The 14950-nt window shown below is 71.0% G+C and carries 19 protein-coding genes; 10 read left to right on the top strand and 9 right to left on the bottom strand.

The window, feature by feature from the left end:
• Positions 1–63: 63 nt before the first annotated feature.
• On the bottom strand, positions 64–1365 hold the full coding sequence (gene solA / locus IFT88_RS11300) for an N-methyl-L-tryptophan oxidase (RefSeq protein ID WP_192120648.1): 1302 nt from the start codon (positions 1363–1365) through the stop codon (positions 64–66).
• Positions 1366–1463: 98 nt separating this feature from the next.
• On the opposite strand from solA, the gene IFT88_RS11295 reads away from it, so the two are divergent.
• On the top strand, positions 1464–2402 hold the full coding sequence (locus tag IFT88_RS11295; RefSeq protein ID WP_052505134.1) for a LysR family transcriptional regulator: 939 nt from the start codon (positions 1464–1466) through the stop codon (positions 2400–2402).
• A 322-nt stretch (positions 2403–2724) separates the two neighbouring features.
• Entirely contained in the window at positions 2725–2994 is a 270-nt protein-coding gene (locus tag IFT88_RS11290) for a hypothetical protein (protein ID WP_056047060.1), read from the top strand.
• On the opposite strand, the gene IFT88_RS11285 is transcribed toward IFT88_RS11290, so the two are convergent.
• Together IFT88_RS11285 and IFT88_RS11280 are read right to left on the bottom strand one after the other, a co-directional pair.
• A complete protein-coding gene (locus IFT88_RS11285) occupies positions 2973–3209 on the bottom strand; it encodes a hypothetical protein (RefSeq protein WP_192120646.1) in 237 nt (78 codons plus the stop codon). The two genes, IFT88_RS11290 and IFT88_RS11285, sit on opposite strands and share 22 nt — an antisense overlap.
• Positions 3206–3526 carry a DUF7882 family protein gene (locus IFT88_RS11280; RefSeq protein WP_192120644.1) on the bottom strand — a complete coding sequence of 107 codons (321 nt, stop codon included), beginning with the start codon at positions 3524–3526 and terminating at the stop codon, positions 3206–3208. The genes IFT88_RS11285 and IFT88_RS11280 overlap by 4 nt, the downstream gene beginning before the upstream one ends.
• 250 nt (positions 3527–3776) lie before the next feature.
• Here IFT88_RS11280 and IFT88_RS11275 point away from each other — a divergent pair, with 250 nt between their 5' ends.
• The 4 genes from IFT88_RS11275 to IFT88_RS11260 all read left to right on the top strand — a co-directional run bounded on the left by IFT88_RS11275 (position 3777) and on the right by IFT88_RS11260 (position 6877).
• The gene (locus IFT88_RS11275; protein ID WP_192120642.1) at positions 3777–3983 is read left to right on the top strand and encodes a hypothetical protein; all 207 of its coding nucleotides are present in this window, start codon (positions 3777–3779) and stop codon (positions 3981–3983) included.
• A complete protein-coding gene (locus IFT88_RS11270) occupies positions 3980–4330 on the top strand; it encodes a hypothetical protein (protein WP_056224866.1) in 351 nt (116 codons plus the stop codon). The genes IFT88_RS11275 and IFT88_RS11270 overlap by 4 nt, the downstream gene beginning before the upstream one ends.
• A gap of 19 nt (positions 4331–4349) precedes the next feature.
• A complete protein-coding gene (locus tag IFT88_RS11265) occupies positions 4350–5105 on the top strand; it encodes a GAF and ANTAR domain-containing protein (protein ID WP_199859208.1) in 756 nt (251 codons plus the stop codon).
• A gap of 500 nt (positions 5106–5605) precedes the next feature.
• Positions 5606–6877, top strand: a complete 1272-nt coding sequence (locus IFT88_RS11260; RefSeq protein ID WP_192120640.1) for a hypothetical protein — start codon at positions 5606–5608, stop codon at positions 6875–6877.
• Between the two features lie 148 nt (positions 6878–7025).
• Here IFT88_RS11260 and IFT88_RS11255 read toward each other — a convergent pair whose 3' ends face one another.
• The gene (locus tag IFT88_RS11255) at positions 7026–7628 is read right to left on the bottom strand and encodes a hypothetical protein (RefSeq protein ID WP_192120638.1); all 603 of its coding nucleotides are present in this window, start codon (positions 7626–7628) and stop codon (positions 7026–7028) included.
• 76 nt (positions 7629–7704) lie between these two features.
• Here IFT88_RS11255 and IFT88_RS11250 point away from each other — a divergent pair, with 76 nt between their 5' ends.
• Positions 7705–8301, top strand: a complete 597-nt coding sequence (locus IFT88_RS11250; protein WP_192120636.1) for a hypothetical protein — start codon at positions 7705–7707, stop codon at positions 8299–8301.
• Between the two features lie 29 nt (positions 8302–8330).
• Here IFT88_RS11250 and IFT88_RS11245 read toward each other — a convergent pair whose 3' ends face one another.
• Positions 8331–8900 carry a GNAT family N-acetyltransferase gene (locus IFT88_RS11245; protein WP_192120634.1) on the bottom strand — a complete coding sequence of 190 codons (570 nt, stop codon included), beginning with the start codon at positions 8898–8900 and terminating at the stop codon, positions 8331–8333.
• Positions 8901–9111: 211 nt separating this feature from the next.
• Between IFT88_RS11245 and IFT88_RS11240 the strand changes: the two genes are divergently transcribed.
• Entirely contained in the window at positions 9112–9264 is a 153-nt protein-coding gene (locus tag IFT88_RS11240) for a hypothetical protein (RefSeq protein WP_156155597.1), read from the top strand.
• 25 nt (positions 9265–9289) lie between these two features.
• On the opposite strand, the gene IFT88_RS11235 is transcribed toward IFT88_RS11240, so the two are convergent.
• Both IFT88_RS11235 and IFT88_RS11230 read right to left on the bottom strand, forming a co-directional pair.
• Entirely contained in the window at positions 9290–11035 is a 1746-nt protein-coding gene (locus tag IFT88_RS11235) for an MDR family MFS transporter (RefSeq protein ID WP_192120632.1), read from the bottom strand.
• A gap of 7 nt (positions 11036–11042) precedes the next feature.
• Positions 11043–11729: a TetR/AcrR family transcriptional regulator gene (locus tag IFT88_RS11230; protein WP_052505369.1), complete on the bottom strand. Its 687-nt coding sequence runs from the start codon at positions 11727–11729 to the stop codon at positions 11043–11045.
• 211 nt (positions 11730–11940) lie between these two features.
• Between IFT88_RS11230 and IFT88_RS11225 the strand changes: the two genes are divergently transcribed.
• Entirely contained in the window at positions 11941–12204 is a 264-nt protein-coding gene (locus IFT88_RS11225; protein WP_043596283.1) for a hypothetical protein, read from the top strand.
• A gap of 9 nt (positions 12205–12213) precedes the next feature.
• Here IFT88_RS11225 and IFT88_RS11220 read toward each other — a convergent pair whose 3' ends face one another.
• On the bottom strand, positions 12214–12483 hold the full coding sequence (locus IFT88_RS11220) for a hypothetical protein (RefSeq protein ID WP_137848061.1): 270 nt from the start codon (positions 12481–12483) through the stop codon (positions 12214–12216).
• Positions 12484–12580: 97 nt separating this feature from the next.
• Positions 12581–13081 (bottom strand): MarR family winged helix-turn-helix transcriptional regulator, encoded by a 501-nt coding sequence (locus tag IFT88_RS11215; RefSeq protein ID WP_157489609.1) that lies wholly within the window; start codon positions 13079–13081, stop codon positions 12581–12583.
• A gap of 306 nt (positions 13082–13387) precedes the next feature.
• On the opposite strand from IFT88_RS11215, the gene IFT88_RS11210 reads away from it, so the two are divergent.
• On the top strand, positions 13388–14686 hold the full coding sequence (locus IFT88_RS11210; RefSeq protein WP_043596286.1) for an NAD(P)/FAD-dependent oxidoreductase: 1299 nt from the start codon (positions 13388–13390) through the stop codon (positions 14684–14686).
• Positions 14687–14950: the final 264 nt, after the last annotated feature.

Genomic DNA, 14950 nt, shown 5'->3' with positions numbered 1-14950 from the left:
CTCTCCTGTCAGGGCGGTGCGAGGGGAGTGCGGGGTGGGTTCGGGAGGCGCGGGCCGGGTGGATCAGGACGGCACGGCCAGGCGGTCGACCGTGTCGGTCGCGTCGGTCGTGGCCGCGGTCGGGTGGTCGTCTTCGTCGAGCCAGGACGTGCCGTCGTAGCCGCGGTCGGGGCTCATGAAGTCGATGTCGGTGAACGGTTCCTCGTCGACGGCCAGCTGCGCGAGCAGCTCCCCGATCGCCGGGGCGTGCTTGAAGCCGTGGCCGCTGTCGCCGCCGGCGACGACGACGCGGGTGTCGCCACCGGGGTGGCCGATGACGAACTGCCGGTCGGGCGAGTTCGTCACCATGCAGGCGATCGCCTTGGCAGGGGTCGGGTCGAGCCCCGGGAAGGCCCAGGCCACGGCTGCCGAGAGCAAGCCGTAGTCCGCCGCCGGATGGATGTACCGGTCCACGGTGTCGGCCTCGGCGTCCTCGAAGGCGCCGCCCGAGTCCTCCAGGCCGATCTTGACGGCGTAGCCGTCCCCGTCGGCCCGGTCGGCGCCGTGCCCCCAGAGGGTGGTGCCGTCGGGCAGCTGGCGGATGAACACCGGGAAGGCCGCGAGGTCGAAGTCGCCGCCCGGTGCCGTCGCCTCGGGGGTCGTGCCCTCGAACCAGAAGAGCGGGGTGCGGCGGGCGACGAGGGGATGGTCGACGAACTGCGGGGTCCAGGCCCCGAGCGTCACGACCACGCGGGCGGCCCGCAGCACGCGCCCGCCGGCCGTGACCTCGACTCCCCCGTCGACCGGGTCGATCGCCGTCACCCGGGTGTCGGTCAGCACGGTCGCGCCGAGCGACCGGGCCACCTCGACCGCGGCCCGCACGCCCTTCTCGGGGTAGCTGATGCCCGCGGCGGGGTCCCACACGCCGATGTCGTCGGGGCCGAAGCCGGCGTACTGCGGGAACCGCGCGACGAGTTCGTCATGCTCGAAGACCGTCGACTCGAGCCCCGCCTCGTGGACGGCACGCAGGGTGCCGGCGACGACGTGGCCGTCGCGGGGGCCGACCATGACGCCGCCGGTCTGACGCAAGAGGGTCTGACCGGTGCGCTCGCCGAGGTCGTACCAGAGGTCGCGGGCGCGGGTCGCGATCGGGGCCAGCCCCGGGTGCTCCATGCACGCGATGCGGAACAGTCGGGTCGCGCCGTGGGTCGAGCCCATCGGGTGGCCGATGCCGAAACGCTCGACGCCGATCACGCGCTGTCCCCGCTCGGCGAGGCGCCAGAGCGCCTGTGCCCCCCAGGCGCCGAGCCCCACGACGATGACGTCGGCGTCGAGGGACGGGTCGGTGGGTCCTGGTACCGAGGAGGCGGTGGTGGCGTCGTTCATGGCCCCTGTCTATTGTGTCGGCACTTGCGCCCTCAAATACCAAAAAGGGATGATCTGATACCCGCTGCGTATGAGGCGCGACCGACGAGAGGCCCGTCATGGAGATCCGAGAGCTCACCTACTTCATGGCGGTCGCCGACGACCTCTCGTTCACGAAGGCCGCCGCGCGGTTGCAGATGAGCCAGCCGCCGCTCAGCCAGGCCATCTCGCGACTCGAGGCGAAGCTCGGCACGCGGTTGTTCGAGCGGCAGGCGCGGACGGCCCCCCGACTGACCCCGGCGGGTGAGCTGCTGAAGCGTGAGGGCAAGCGCATCCTGCACCAGATCGAGCAGACCGAGTCGCTGCTCGACTCGGTCGTGGCCGACGTCCAACCGCTGCGGGTGGGCAGCATCAGCTCGGTGCTCGCCGGCCTGCTGCCGACCGTGGTCCGGGCGTTCTCGGCGTCGCACCCGGGGGCCCGGGTGCTGGTCGAGGAGAGCGAGGAACAGGCGATCCTGTCCGACCTCGTGCGGGGGTCGGTCGACCTGGGCTTCACGCGCGTCCGGTCGATCGACGACCGGTTCGAGGTCGAGCAGCTGGCGCTCGAGCCCCTGGTCGTGGCCCTGCCCGACACGCACCGGCTGGCCGGTGAGACCTCGGTGCCCCTCGGCGAACTGTCCGAGGACGACTTCATCATGTTCAACCGCGAGGACGCACCCCAGGCCTACGACCGCATCGTCATGTCGTGCGTCCGGGCAGGTTTCAACCCTCGCATCCCCATCCACGCGGTCAACGACCTCTCGATGCTGAGCACGGTCGCCTGCGGCCTCGGCGTCTCGCTCATGCCCTACCTCTCGTCGTACATCCCGATCCCCGGCGTCCGCTTCGTCACGATCGCCGAGGACTGGGCGCGGACGGCCCTCTCGATGCTCTGGCTCTCCGGTCGGCCGAACCCCATGACGACGGCCTTCACGGCACAGATCCGCACCGAACTCACCGTGATGCGCGACCGCGACCGGCGGGCCGGCCGCATCACCCTCGAGTTGATCGGCGGTTGAGCCGACGACGCGAGCACGACTTGGGGCACGTCGCGTCCCGTGTCAAGCCCGGTGCGCATCCTCCCCGGGCCGGAGAGGATGGAGCATCTCCTGCCAGTGCTTCACGGGCGGCACGGTCTCGTCACACGGGCGTGTCGGCGGAGAACGATACGACGAACGTCGCGTCGCGGGGCCGCGACCTGCCCTAGGGGTCGCGGCCCCTCACAGGCCTGCGGCCTAGTGTGACGACCAGTGCGCGCCCTGTCCGACCATCGTGTCTCCAGACCTCGGACACGACGAGACCGGGCGGACAACCGCTACCGAGAGATCAGAGGTCCATCCCATGCCCGTGACGACGCTGTACACACGTCAACAAGCCATCCGCCTGTCGCCCGAGAGCGACGTCGACGCCCTGAAGGGTCGGATCGTCGCCGCATCCGGCGGAGCGCCGGAATTCGTCGACGTCGAGACCGCGTCGGGCAGCCACGTGTCCGTCCTGGTCACCGGTCGGACCGAGATCTGGTTCGAGACGGTCGACCGTGTCGACGAGCCGTCGGCAGCGTCCGTCGCGGAGCTCCCCGACTTCGACTACTACGCCGCCGAGTCGGCGTAGTCGTCCGGCTCTCGCCGGATCTCGGCCAGGCTGAGCTGCGACGACGCGGTGATCAACACCTCGACGGCCTTCAAGGTGCCGGCCCCCTCGTTGACGCTCAGCCAGAACGGCTCACCGCCGGTCGCGGTCACCAGGACGCGGGCCTTGAGGTCCTCGAACGACGTGTTCGACAGGGTGTACGCATGGCCGTCGTAGACGATGTCGATGCGGTTCACCAGGTGGCCTTAATGGTGGGCACGGAGGGCTCGGGCACGATCTGCAGACCCGCGTTCGTGTTGGCGCTGACCTCGAGAGCGTGGATCCATGCAGGGTTGATGGCCGGGCTGCGCGAGCCATAGTACTTGTACACCAGCGGGATGGTCGGGTGCAGCCAGATGCTCGTGCGGCCGTCTCCGACCTGCTGGTCGTCCTTCCACGAGAAGTAGAACGACTCACCGCGACGCATCTTCATGCCGATGACGATCTGGAGATGGGCGAGGGTACGGTCGTCGAAATCGATGGTCAACGAGCGGTCGTAAGCGAGTTTTCCCATGTCTGGCCTTCTGCGAGAGCGGAGCGACCAGGGCCCAGACGGCCGCTCGACGCACTGGTCGATGGACGACCGATGCGACGAGACGCTACACGACATCTGTCCCCCGACACCGACCCTTCTGCCCCGATAATCCTCTCTTTCACAGAACTGACGTCAGGTCAACCCTCTTCACCAGAACGGGGGGTCTTCATAGATTGGAGACCGATCCCCGGGCCAGCGGAGATCGGTCACCCCGGGAGGAAGGTCGGTCATGAGCACCTACGAAACCAATCCGTTCGCTCGACCCGCGGTGATCCACACGTACCCCAAACCCGGCATCTCTCGAGCACACCGCGTGAGCATCGGCCTGACCGGCATCGACCGGAGCAGCAGTGCGTACCGACTGCCCGCCTACGAGGACTTCTTCCTGCCCCGTCCCGCCCACGACGGCATGTCGTCGAGAGGAGGCACCTGGTGAAGCACATGACCTTCGCCGACAAGTCGTTCCTGCTCGGCGACGAGACCGCCGTCACGGTGCTCGAGTACGCCGCGGCGTTGGCCCACCACCACGACGCGGACGACATCGAGCTCGAGGCCATCAGCTCGGACGGCGACGAGGTGCGAGCCATCCTGTTGCTCGGCGGGGGTGCACCGCTGATGGCCGAGAGCGCCCACACCGAGTTGCCCGAGCCCGACAACGCCGACGCCCTCGCCTACATGAAGCGACGCCTCGACGCGTTGCGCCACGCACCGTCGGCCAACCCTCTGGACCCGGAGACGAACGTCGACAGCACGTACTCCGAACCCGACCTGACCCAGAGTTGATCGAGACGGGACGACGCGCTTGCGCAGCCTCCTTCCCGACTCGCCGACCTCGAACACCTCGGTATGCAACCCCGACCGGGAGACCCATCTCGTCGACGTCTTCACCACCCTGGCCGACACCCTCGTCGCCGACTACGACGTCGTCGAACTGCTGCAGACCCTGGTCGACACCACGGTCGACCTGTTCGACGTGAGCGCCGCGGGCATCCTGCTGGCCGAGGCCGACGGGGCGCTCGACGTCGTGGCCTCGACCAGCGAGTCGTCGTACCTGATCGAGGTCATGCAGCTGGACTCCGAAGAGGGTCCCTGCTTCGACTGCTACGTCACCGGCGCCTCCATCAGCGTGCCCGACCTCGGCACCGTGCCCGACCGGTGGCTGCCGTTCGCCCGGGCCGCGTCCGAGCACGGCTTCGCCTCGGTGTTCGCGATCCCCCTCCGACTCAGGGCCGAGACCATCGGCACGCTCAACCTCCTGCGTCGAGAGACCGGCGACCTGAACCCCCGTGACATCCGCGCCGCCCAGGCGCTGGCGGACGTCGCCACGATCGGCATCCTGCACGAGCGCACGGTGCGCGAGGGCGACGTCGTGCAGAAACAGTTGCAGACCGCCCTCGGCACGCGCGTCGTCATCGAGCAGGCCAAGGGCGTCGTGTCCGAGACCCAGCGCGTCAGCACCGACGCCGCCTTCGACGTCCTCCGGCGCCATGCTCGTGACCACAATGCCCGCCTGGCCGACGTCGCTCGGGACGTCGTCGAGCGCCGCCTCGAACTCTGAACTCGAGCGCGAACCGGCCATGGCCGCCGGACATGCGTAAACGAGGACGACCAACTTTGTCCAGCCCCTTTTCAGGGTGCCACGCGACTGCGATTCTGTTCAGCGAACCCTTCGCGGGCCGGCCTGAACCCGGCTCGCGAGGGGTGGCCGATCGGTTCCCGAAGACCATCGGCAGTGAGTGCCCTCCGACGATCACCCGTTTCGACGGAGGGCACTCACCGTCAGACGGAGGCCCCCGCCCGCGCGACGTAGCCCTCGACGAGCCGCTCTCGCTGCCTCTGTGTCGGGCACCGTGGCGCGGTCGACCGTGAGCCAGGCGAGGGCCGCCTCGATCGTGCATCGTTCGTACCCGATCCCCGCGGGACGGGGGACAACTGCGTCACGGTCTCATCACGGCTGACCCCGCGGACCATCCGATCCCCCGCCCGGCCCGACCGTGCTGTCTACAGTCGACCGACCGCGCTCACCCGACGCGCGGCACCACTCGTCCCGGGGGAACCATGTCCACATCACGCCGCCTCGGCGCCGCCACCGCCCTGCCCGCCGTCGCCTTGGCCGCAGTCCTCGTCCTCGCGCCCGCCACGGCCTTCGCCGCCGAGGGCGACCCCGTGGCGGTCGGCGCCACGGCCGGCTCGGACGCGACCACGACCGTCGCGCCCACGGAGGCCGCGGTGACGCCGGCCACGACGGATGCTTCCGTCCCGACGACCGGCACCGACGCGAGCGTCCCCTCCGACCAGGACGCGACCAGCGCCTCCGGGTCCGAGACGGCCCCCGCCGACACCGACGCGCCCGTCGACGACCCGGCGCCGGCCGACGCCGCGCCGGTGGAGACCGCCGCTCCGGCCGAGGTCGCTCCGGCGGACGAGGCGCCGATCGCTTCGGAGCCGGTCGTCTTCGGCGACGACTTCGAGGCACACCCCGGTACCGTCCTCACGGTCCGCGCCGTCGGCTTCACCCCGGCGGACCCCGTCACCGTGACCGTCACCGGTGACGGCGTGCCGAGCGACGCCGACTGGGCCTCCGTCCCCCGGTTCCTGGTCTACGGCCTCGACGACGGCAGCGCGAGCACCTTCGTGAGCATCCCCGCGGACTTCCCCGTCGGCGGTGTCGTCACGGTCACCTTCTCGGACGCCCACGAGCTGGCGGCCTCGACCGACTTCGACGTGACGCCGTTCGCCGCGGCCCCCCACCTCGAGCCCCCGGTCGACGCGACCGCGGGCGTCGTGACGGTGAGCGGCGAGAACGCCGTCCCCGGCGGCTACGCCCTCGTCGAGCTCTACGATGCCGAGGACGCTCCGATCGACGACGAACCGACGCAGTTCGCCGCCGCGGCCGACGAGCCGGGCGACGAGGTCGAGCCCGTCCTCGTCGACGTCGACCCCGTGCCCTACGAGACGACCGGCGGAGCCGTGACCGTCGTCCCCGTCGACGCGACGGGTCGGTTCTCGGCGCGGTTCGTCCTGCCCGCGGGCGACTTCGCGGCCGACGCCCTGACCTTCGACGCCGACCAGACGACGTTCAGCGACTTCTCGAACGCGGTCGTGTTCTCGGTCGCCCCGGCCGTGACCGTCCCCGCCGCGACGAACCCGGGCACGGTCGCCCCGGCCGCACTGCCGGTGCGTCCCGTCGCCGCCGCGACGCCCGCCCGCGCGACGTCGCTCGCCTACACCGGGTCGGAGCCCGCGGGCGCGCTGACCTGGGCCCTCGGTGCGGTCCTCGCCGGTGCGGGTGCCCTCGTCGCCGGGCGCTTGCGCCTGCGCCGCCGCTGAGCCCGACCCGACTCATCCGCGGCCGCCACGCCGCCACAATGTACACAGCCCGCCACGACATCTCGTGGCGGGCTGTTCACTTCGTGGCGTGCAGGTCGTGGCGGGTAGGCCGTGCGGACGTGCGCACGTGCGCCAGGGCGCCGGAGACTCAGGGCGCGGGCTCGCCCGCTGCGGGCGGGTCGCGGACGACCTGCTCGGCTCCGGCCTTGTCCAGCGTCCCCGGGAAGTTGAACCGCCCGAACGTCCCGGTGGGGTCGTGCGGGCTCACCGGGCGGGCGATCGAGGAGGCGCGGATCACCTCGATCAGCAGGTCACGTCGGGCGTCGTCGAGCGCGGGCGTCGACCGCTCCCTGAGCAGCACGGACGCCGTCGGCCCCCGACGTCGGCCGATCTTGAGCAACAGGCCGGCCCGGTCGCCGTCGCTCAGCCCCACGAGCTCGGCCCGCTCGACCTCGTCGAACGGCACGACGCGATGGCGGATGCGCAGTCGACGCCCCTCGAGGTCGATCGCGAAGGGGGCGTTGAGCCACAGCACGACGTTCCACCCGACCGCGGCGGCGGTCGCCCAGAACACGAACGAGATCGGCACGGCGATCGGGCCGAACAGATCGACCAGCGACTCGCCGCCTCGAGAGAAGAAGGCTCCGGCCGTCCCGAAGATCACGATCGCCGGCAGGAAGACCCGCATCGCCCGCACCAGCACCCGCTGCTTCGGCTCGTCGTCGAACACGACCCAGGTCTCGTCGGACATGCGGTCACGGTACCGGGCGGCGGCTCCGGAGGCACCGAGGTGGGCCCGCCACTCCCCCTGGTGTAGACAATCCCTCATGGACAAGGCCGTTCCCGACCCACCCCGGAGCCGCTCGGAGCGGAAGCTGCGGGGCGGCCAGTGGTGGACGCTCGGCTGGGGCGCGCTGCTGACCGTGCTCTTCGTCGCCCAGTCGTCCTGGCGCTTCGCGACCGACGGCCCCGACGGCCTCTGGTACGTCATGGTGGCCCTCATCGTCGTGTACGTCGTCTCCCTGGTCGGCCAGGTCCGGCGCGTCTTCGCGATCACGTCCTGGCGACGACTCCCCGTGGAACCCGACGAGCGCCTCCTCTGGGGCACCTTCGCCGACCGGGTCCTGCCGACAGGAGGCGCGGCCCACCCCGGCCGCTTCGCCCTGTCGACGACGCGGTTGCGCTACCTGCCCGACCCCATCTCGCGCCTCCGTGGGGTGACGGGCGAGGAGTGGCCCGCCACCGCCCTGCACGACGTCCGTGTCACTCCGGTCGACGAACGTCGGCGCCGCCGCGGTGGCCGCTGGGTGATGGTCGACGTCGAGGGCGGCGCCCCGATCACGCTGATGTCGAACGAGGCGCACCTCGCCGCCGACGAGCTCTTCGAGGCGCTCCGCGTCGCCTCGCCGGCCGCCCGCGACTGACGTCCCCGACGGACTCGCGCCGCGCCCGCTCAGGCGAGCCGCGCCTCCAGACCGGCGCGCACGTCGGGCCACTCGCCGCGCACGATCGAGAAGTAGGCCGTGTCGCCCACGGTGCCGTCGGCGGCGATGCGGTGCGACCGGAGCACGCCCTCGGGCACGGCCCCCAGCCGGCGGATCGCCGCAGCGCTCCGCAGGTTGCGGGCGTCGCAGCGCAGCGCGACCCGGTTGAGCCCGAGGGTGTCGAACGCGTGCCCGAGCAGCAGAAGCTTCGTCGCAGGGTTCGTCCGTCCTCCCCAGAAGGCGCGGCCGTACCAGGTGCTGCCGATCTCGACCCGCCCCTGCGCCACCGCGAGGTCGTACAACGTCGTCGTGCCCCGCACCTCGCCGTCGGCCTCGCCGCGCACCGTGAACGCGAGGGTCGTCGGGTTCGCGACCTGCGCCTCCACGTGCTCCGCGTAGGCCGCGACGCTCGCCGGACGCGACGTCACCATGCCCGCCCACAGCCCGTCGTCGGTCAGCGGCCAGAGAGCGGCCGCGTCCTCGACCCCGAGCGGTTCGAGCCGCACGCCGTGCCCCACCAGCGCGACGTCGTGGATCATCGGCCCTCACCTCGCGTGCTCATGCGCACGATCCTAGGGACCGTGGACGAGGAGGCGCGGCGCCGGTCCCCCGACACCGGTCCCGACGCCCCGCGCGCATCCGCTACGGTGATCGATCACAGCCCACGAACTGGGGGCCGCGGCACGACCCCACCGTGCCGCACCATCGTCTGACGCGTCCGACCCGACGGGCCCGCCCGAGGAGACACCCATGAGCACCCACAGCACCCCCACCCGCCTGCGCGAGGACGACGTCGACGGCGTCGTCTGGGACACCGCCCAGGAGGCGCGACTCGCGTCCGCCCCCGCCCGCACCTCGACCGCGGCCGCGACCCTGCCCGCCCAGGGCCCCGCCGCCGTCTGACCCGGCGCCCGCGCGATCCGACCGACTACGGGCGGTCGGCGTCGTCCCGCTCGTCGACCCCGTCGAGCGGCGCGACCGGAGCCCCGGTCGCCACCGCACCGGCGGTCGCGGCCTCCGACGCCGTCCCGGCACCGCGCTTCGCGGCACGCCCCGTGCCACGCCCCTGCGCGGCCCGCTCGGCCGCCTCGAGCTGCTCGGCCTCGTCGCCCGACAGCGCTTCGCCGCGGGACACCATGCCGGCCACGTCGGAGAGCTTGATCTGCGGCAGGAAGAGCGACAGCACGAACGCCACCGCGATGAACGGGATGAGGTAGGCGAAGACCGGTGCCAGCGAGTCGGCGTAGGCCTCGACGACCAGGCGGCGGATCTGTTCGGGCAGCTGGTTCAGCGTCGCGGGGTCGAGCGTGGCCGTGGCCTGTGAGGCGTCGCCCACCGAGGCCCCGGCACCCGTGAACACGTCCGTCAGGTTCGAGGTGAGCCGGCTCGTGAACAACGCGCCGAAGATCGCGACGCCGAGCGCGGCGCCCACCTCGCGGAAGTAGTTGTTCGTGCTCGTCGCCGTACCCACGTTCTGGGCGTCGACCGAGTTCTGCACCACGAGCACGACGACCTGCATGATCAGACCGAGGCCCGCGCCGAAGAGGAAGAGGAACACGCAGATCAGCCAGAGCGGGGTGTCGGCGGTCAGGGTCGTGAACAGGGCCATGGCGATGCCGGTCAGGATCGTGCCGACGACCGGGAAGACCTTGTACTTGCCGGTCTTCGTGATCAGGTTGCCCGACAGGATCGAGGTGCCGATCAGGCCGACCATCATGGGCAGCAGCAACAGGCCCGAGACCGCGGCCGAGGCGCCCGACGACATCTGCAGGAAGGTCGGCACGAACGCGATGGCCGAGAACATGCCGATGCCGAGCACGAAGCCGACGGCGGTGGCGAGCACGAACACCTTGTTGCGGAAGAACGACAGGGGGATGATCGGGTCGTCCGCGCGCGACTCGACGAGCACGAACAGCGACGCCGCGATCACGACGCCGGCGCCCCAGAGCCAGGTCTCGGGCGCACCCCAGCCGTGGTCGTCCTGACCGCCGAACTCGGTGAAGAAGATCAGGCAGGTGGTCGCCGCCGACAGCAGCACCACGCCGAGCACGTCGATGCGCTTGGTGGCCTTCTTGCTCGGCAGCGTCAGGGCGGCCCAGGTGATGGCGAACGCCGCGATGCCGACGGGGATGTTGATGTAGAACGCCCACTGCCAGGTGAGGTGGTCGACGAAGAAGCCGCCGAGCAGCGGCCCGCCGATGGCCGACAGGCCGAAGACCGCGCCGAGCGGGCCGAGGTACTTGCCGCGCTCGGAGGCCGGCACGATGTCGGCGATGATCGCCTGCGACAGGATCATCAGACCGCCGCCGCCGAGGCCCTGGATCGCGCGGAACACCACGAACATCCAGAAGTCGGTGGCGAAGGCACAGCCGATGCTCGCGAGGGTGAAGATCGCGATCGCGACGAGGAAGAGGTTGCGACGACCCAGGACGTCGCCGAACTTGCCGTAGATCGGCATGACGATGGTCGTGGCGAGCAGGTACGCCGTGGTGATCCAGGCCTGGTGCTCGACGCCGCCGAGCTCGCCGACGATCGTCGGCATGGCCGTCGACACGATCGTCTGGTCGAGGCTCGACAGCAGCATGCCCGAGATGAGGGCGCCGAAGATGATCCAGATGCGTCTCTTCGTCAAGAGGAAGGGCGCGTCGGCCTTCGCTGCGGTGGTGGTCGTCATGGCTGGGTCACAGCGCCTTTCGGTCGTGGTCGGCAGGGTGGGTCGGGGCGGGCGGAGAGACGGGGCCCCGAGGCGCGGCGGCGCCGAGGAGCTCGCGGGCGATCACGAGCTGGTCGGCGAGGACGGCGTCGAAGCGCTCGTCGTCCCGCCCCTCGGCGGAGAAGAACCGTTCGAAGGCCCGCTGGACGAGCCCGGTGAGCAGGGTCACCGCGACGTCGATGCGGGGATCGCCCACGTCGAGCCCCTCGTGTGCGGCGACGGCCGAGACGACGCGTCGCCGCTGCTCGTCGCCCTGCCGCATCATGGCGCCGAACAGGCGGGGCTCGCGGTCGAGTGCGGCCTTGAAGTGCGCGGCCTGCCCGCGGGTGAGGCCGACGTTCTCGACACGCTCGACGACGAGCGCGCCCAGGTCGTCGAAGACGGTGGACAAGGGCGGGAGGCGCGGGTCGCGTCGCGAGGACGAGTACCCGTCGAGGGCCTCGTCGTCGTCGTCGAGCGCGACGCCGACGACGACGTCGTCCTTCGACGCGAAGTGGTTGAAGAACGTGCGACGCGAGATGCCGACCGAGGCGCAGAGCTCCTCGATGGTGAAGCCGGCCAGTCCGTGCTCGGCCGTCAACCGCCGGGCGGCGGCGGTCAACTCGAAGCGGGTGCGCAGTCGACGCTGGGCCGTCTTGCCGGCGGTCGTGGCCATCGCGCGCCTCCTGGTCTCGTCGCTCTCGTGATCGGCGACGTCGCCGGGGCCTCGCGGCCGAAGACGATGATTGCACTTTCACGCCGGGAGTGCAATTGCGCATCCTGTGAACCCCCCTGCCCGGCGAGCCGGCTGGGGGCTACGCGGCAGAAGCATCCGCGTCCCCTGAGAACGCCGCCGTCGGACGTCAGGTGTTGCCTACGCTGAGCGGATGAGTGCACCGAGAGCCCGCCGCGTCTGCCTGTCGGTCGCCGGTTTCGCCCTCGTGGCGATCGGCCTGGCCGTCTTGGCGTTCACCTTCGACTGGGACGCCCCCACGATGTTCGGCCTGCCCGCCGGACTCGCCGGCTTCTCGCTGATGGTCGCGGGTGCGATCGTCGCCGAGGTCGGCTTCCGCGGAGCGGTCAAGGCGCGGAGGCGCGAGGTCGCGACGCGTCGGCGCTCCCACGTCACCGACCTCGAGCGCACCTCGTAGCGGTCGCCGTCAGACGGTCAGCCACTTGATCGCCGGGTAGAGCACCCGGGCGATCTTGCGGGGGCACGGGAACGACGTCTGCGTGCCGTCTCGCTCGTTGAGCGTGATGACCGGCCGATCCGCGACCGTCGAGTAGTCGACGGTCTCGAGGGAACCGGCGGGGATCTCGTGCGTGGTGGGGCGGCCGGCGGTGTCGCGGAGGACGTAGACGAGACGGTCGTCGTGCACCTGCATGCCGTGCTGCGCACCGCCTGCCGTCCAGGTCACCGAGAGTCTCACGAGCCGACCCTAGCGGGTCGCCGGGCCGCGAGGGCCGGAGCGTCGTCCACCCGCGTCCGCCCGACCTCCCGACCAGGAGGCGCGGCGTCGGTCGTCCTCACGGCGTCGCGACCCCGAGGGCGTCCCCCAGGTCGCGGAAGACCGCCTCGGCGACGGGCCGGCGGGACGCGGACAGCGCCTCCCGCACGACTCGCCCGTAGAGGATGCCGGCCTCGTCCACGCCGCTCGACCCCTGGGCGGTGAGCGCCAGGACGAAGCTGCGGCGGTCGGTCGGGTGCTGGAGTCGGACGACGAGACCGGCGGCCTCGAGACGGTCGGCGAGGGCCGTCATGGCACCCGACGAGAGCCCCAGGGCTTCACCGACCTTCTTGGGCGGGGTGTCGCCGTGCACCGAGAGGTGCACCAGGGCGAGGTAGTCCGTCGCCCCCACGCCCATGCCCTTGGCCATCCGGTCGTTGACGGAGGCGATCCGGGACTGCAGGTGTTGCAGCGCGACGAGCACGGCCGTCACGTCGTCGGTCCGTGGCTCGGGACGGGTGTCGGCACGGGTGTCGGCACGGGGCGCGACGGTCGTCTGCGCATCGGGGGCGGGGGTCATCGGGTCTCCGGGAGGGATCGGATCGGGCGCGACGCTCGTCTCTCGGCCCGGGGTTCGGGTCCCGTCCGACGACTGCACGACACATGTCGCTTATCGGGCAAGCAACTCGATCACCAAGTAGTTAGATGATCGTACCATCCGTGTACGGGCCCCGGAAGGCCCCCGCTCGCGGGTCGTTCGTCGATGCATCCGGTGCACGATCCGTCTCGTGAGGCGAGTAAACTCGCGGCGGACTCGGCGCCAGGGTCCGGCCAACCGGGGTCGACGACGATCCGACGACACGATCGACACCGCAGGAGCAACCCCATGACCGCAGACCCCCGCCCCCACGTCGTCATCGTCGGCGGCGGCTTCGCCGGCATCGCGGCGATGAGGTCCCTGCGAGACGCCGACGTCCGCATCACCCTGATCGACCGCCACGTCTACAACATGTTCCAGCCGCTCATGTACCAGGTCGCCACCGGTGGCCTCAACGCGGGCGACGTCACCTACTTCCTCCGCAGCCTGAGGTCCAAGCAGTCGAACGCCGAGTTCCGCCACGGGCTGCTCACCACGATCCGCGCCGACGAGCGCATCATCACCCTGCGCGACGGCGAGGAGATCGCCTACGACGCCCTGGTCCTCGCCAACGGCGTCAACACCAGCTACTTCGGCACCAAGGGCGCCTACGAGTACGCCTACTCGATGTACTCCCGGTCACAGGCGCTGCGCATCCGCGACGAGCTCTTCACGCAGCTCGAGAACGCCGCGGCCTCGGTGGGCAGCGGCGAGGTGCGCGTCGTCATCGTCGGTGGCGGCGCCACGGGCGTCGAGATGGCCGGCGCGCTGGCCGAACTGCGCGACCAGGCCTTGAAGGACGCCTACCCCGAGATCGACGCGTCGAGCATCACGATCACCCTCGTGCACCGCAGCGGCGAACTGCTCAAGCCCTTCTCCCCCCGTCTGCGCAAGTACGCCGCCAAGGTGCTGCGCAAGCGCGGCGTCGACCTGCGGCTCGACACGGGTGTCGAAGAGGTCCGTCCCGACGGCGTCGTCGCCGCCGACGGCGAGTTCATCCCGGCCGAGCTCGTCATCTGGGCCACCGGCGTCGCGGCCCACGCCGAGGTCGCCTCGTGGGGCGTGCCGCAGACCCACGGCGGACGCATCCAGGTCGACGACGACCTCACGGTCAAGGGCTTCGACTGCATCTTCGCCGCAGGTGACATCGCCGCCACCGACGACGCCCTCGCTCAGCTCGCCCAGCCGGCGATCCAGGGCGGCGAGCACATCGGCGAACAGATCGTCCGCCTGCTCGCCGGCAAGAAGCTCGTGCCGTTCAAGTACCACGACAAGGGCACCATGGCCACGGTGGGCACGAACGCCGCCGTGGTGCAGTTGCCCAACGGCTTCACGCTGACCGGCCCGGTCGCCTGGCTGCTGTGGGTGTTCGTCCACATCACGAGCCTGCTCGGGAACGGCAACCGACTCTCGACCCTGACGCACTTCTTCGTGCGCTACCTCTGGGCACTCCGCAAGCGGGCCATCCCCATCGTGGGCGACGTCCGGCCGGTCCGGCCGAACGGTGACCGGGCGCCCGAGAAGTGGCAGACCGAGAAAGCCGAATAGCGGCCAGCCGCTGAGCGCCGACGGCGCGGTCCTGCCGGCCCGCGCCTCCGCGCCTCGCGCCTCCGCGCCTCCCCCCGGAGCGCGAAGAACCCCGTTCCGAACCATGAACCCAGAAGAAACGGGGTGCATGGTTCGGAACGGGGTTCGAGGCTGATCCAGTACGTACCGGATCACGCCGTAGTTCGGGTACTACTCCGTGGCGGCGGTGATCTTCGCGACGCCGACGAGCATCTCGTCCTGGACGGCGTCGGTCTTGAAGGTCTG

This window comes from Frigoribacterium sp. CFBP 8751 (assembly GCF_014841545.1).
Lineage (GTDB): Bacteria > Actinomycetota > Actinomycetes > Actinomycetales > Microbacteriaceae > Frigoribacterium.
The sequence above is the reverse complement of the archived record's forward strand: the minus strand, read 5'-3'. Positions and strand labels throughout refer to the sequence as shown.

Bases quoted from the DNA above. Each gene is read 5' to 3' on its own strand.
- IFT88_RS11250 (WP_192120636.1), top strand. From the start codon at position 7,705: ATGGACAAGGCCGTTCCCGACCCACCCCGGAGCCGCTCGGAGCGGAAG.
- IFT88_RS11230 (WP_052505369.1), bottom strand. From the start codon at position 11,729: ATGGCCACGACCGCCGGCAAGACGGCCCAGCGTCGACTGCGCACCCGC.
- IFT88_RS11275 (WP_192120642.1), top strand. From the start codon at position 3,777: ATGAGCACCTACGAAACCAATCCGTTCGCTCGACCCGCGGTGATCCAC.
- solA (WP_192120648.1), bottom strand. From the start codon at position 1,365: ATGAACGACGCCACCACCGCCTCCTCGGTACCAGGACCCACCGACCCG.
- IFT88_RS11245 (WP_192120634.1), bottom strand. From the start codon at position 8,900: ATGATCCACGACGTCGCGCTGGTGGGGCACGGCGTGCGGCTCGAACCG.
- IFT88_RS11210 (WP_043596286.1), top strand. From the start codon at position 13,388: ATGACCGCAGACCCCCGCCCCCACGTCGTCATCGTCGGCGGCGGCTTC.
- IFT88_RS11215 (WP_157489609.1), bottom strand. From the start codon at position 13,081: ATGACCCCCGCCCCCGATGCGCAGACGACCGTCGCGCCCCGTGCCGAC.
- IFT88_RS11235 (WP_192120632.1), bottom strand. From the start codon at position 11,035: ATGACGACCACCACCGCAGCGAAGGCCGACGCGCCCTTCCTCTTGACG.
- IFT88_RS11225 (WP_043596283.1), top strand. From the start codon at position 11,941: ATGAGTGCACCGAGAGCCCGCCGCGTCTGCCTGTCGGTCGCCGGTTTC.
- IFT88_RS11240 (WP_156155597.1), top strand. From the start codon at position 9,112: ATGAGCACCCACAGCACCCCCACCCGCCTGCGCGAGGACGACGTCGAC.
- IFT88_RS11255 (WP_192120638.1), bottom strand. From the start codon at position 7,628: ATGTCCGACGAGACCTGGGTCGTGTTCGACGACGAGCCGAAGCAGCGG.
- IFT88_RS11260 (WP_192120640.1), top strand. From the start codon at position 5,606: ATGTCCACATCACGCCGCCTCGGCGCCGCCACCGCCCTGCCCGCCGTC.
- IFT88_RS11295 (WP_052505134.1), top strand. From the start codon at position 1,464: ATGGAGATCCGAGAGCTCACCTACTTCATGGCGGTCGCCGACGACCTC.
- IFT88_RS11280 (WP_192120644.1), bottom strand. From the start codon at position 3,526: ATGGGAAAACTCGCTTACGACCGCTCGTTGACCATCGATTTCGACGAC.
- IFT88_RS11290 (WP_056047060.1), top strand. From the start codon at position 2,725: ATGCCCGTGACGACGCTGTACACACGTCAACAAGCCATCCGCCTGTCG.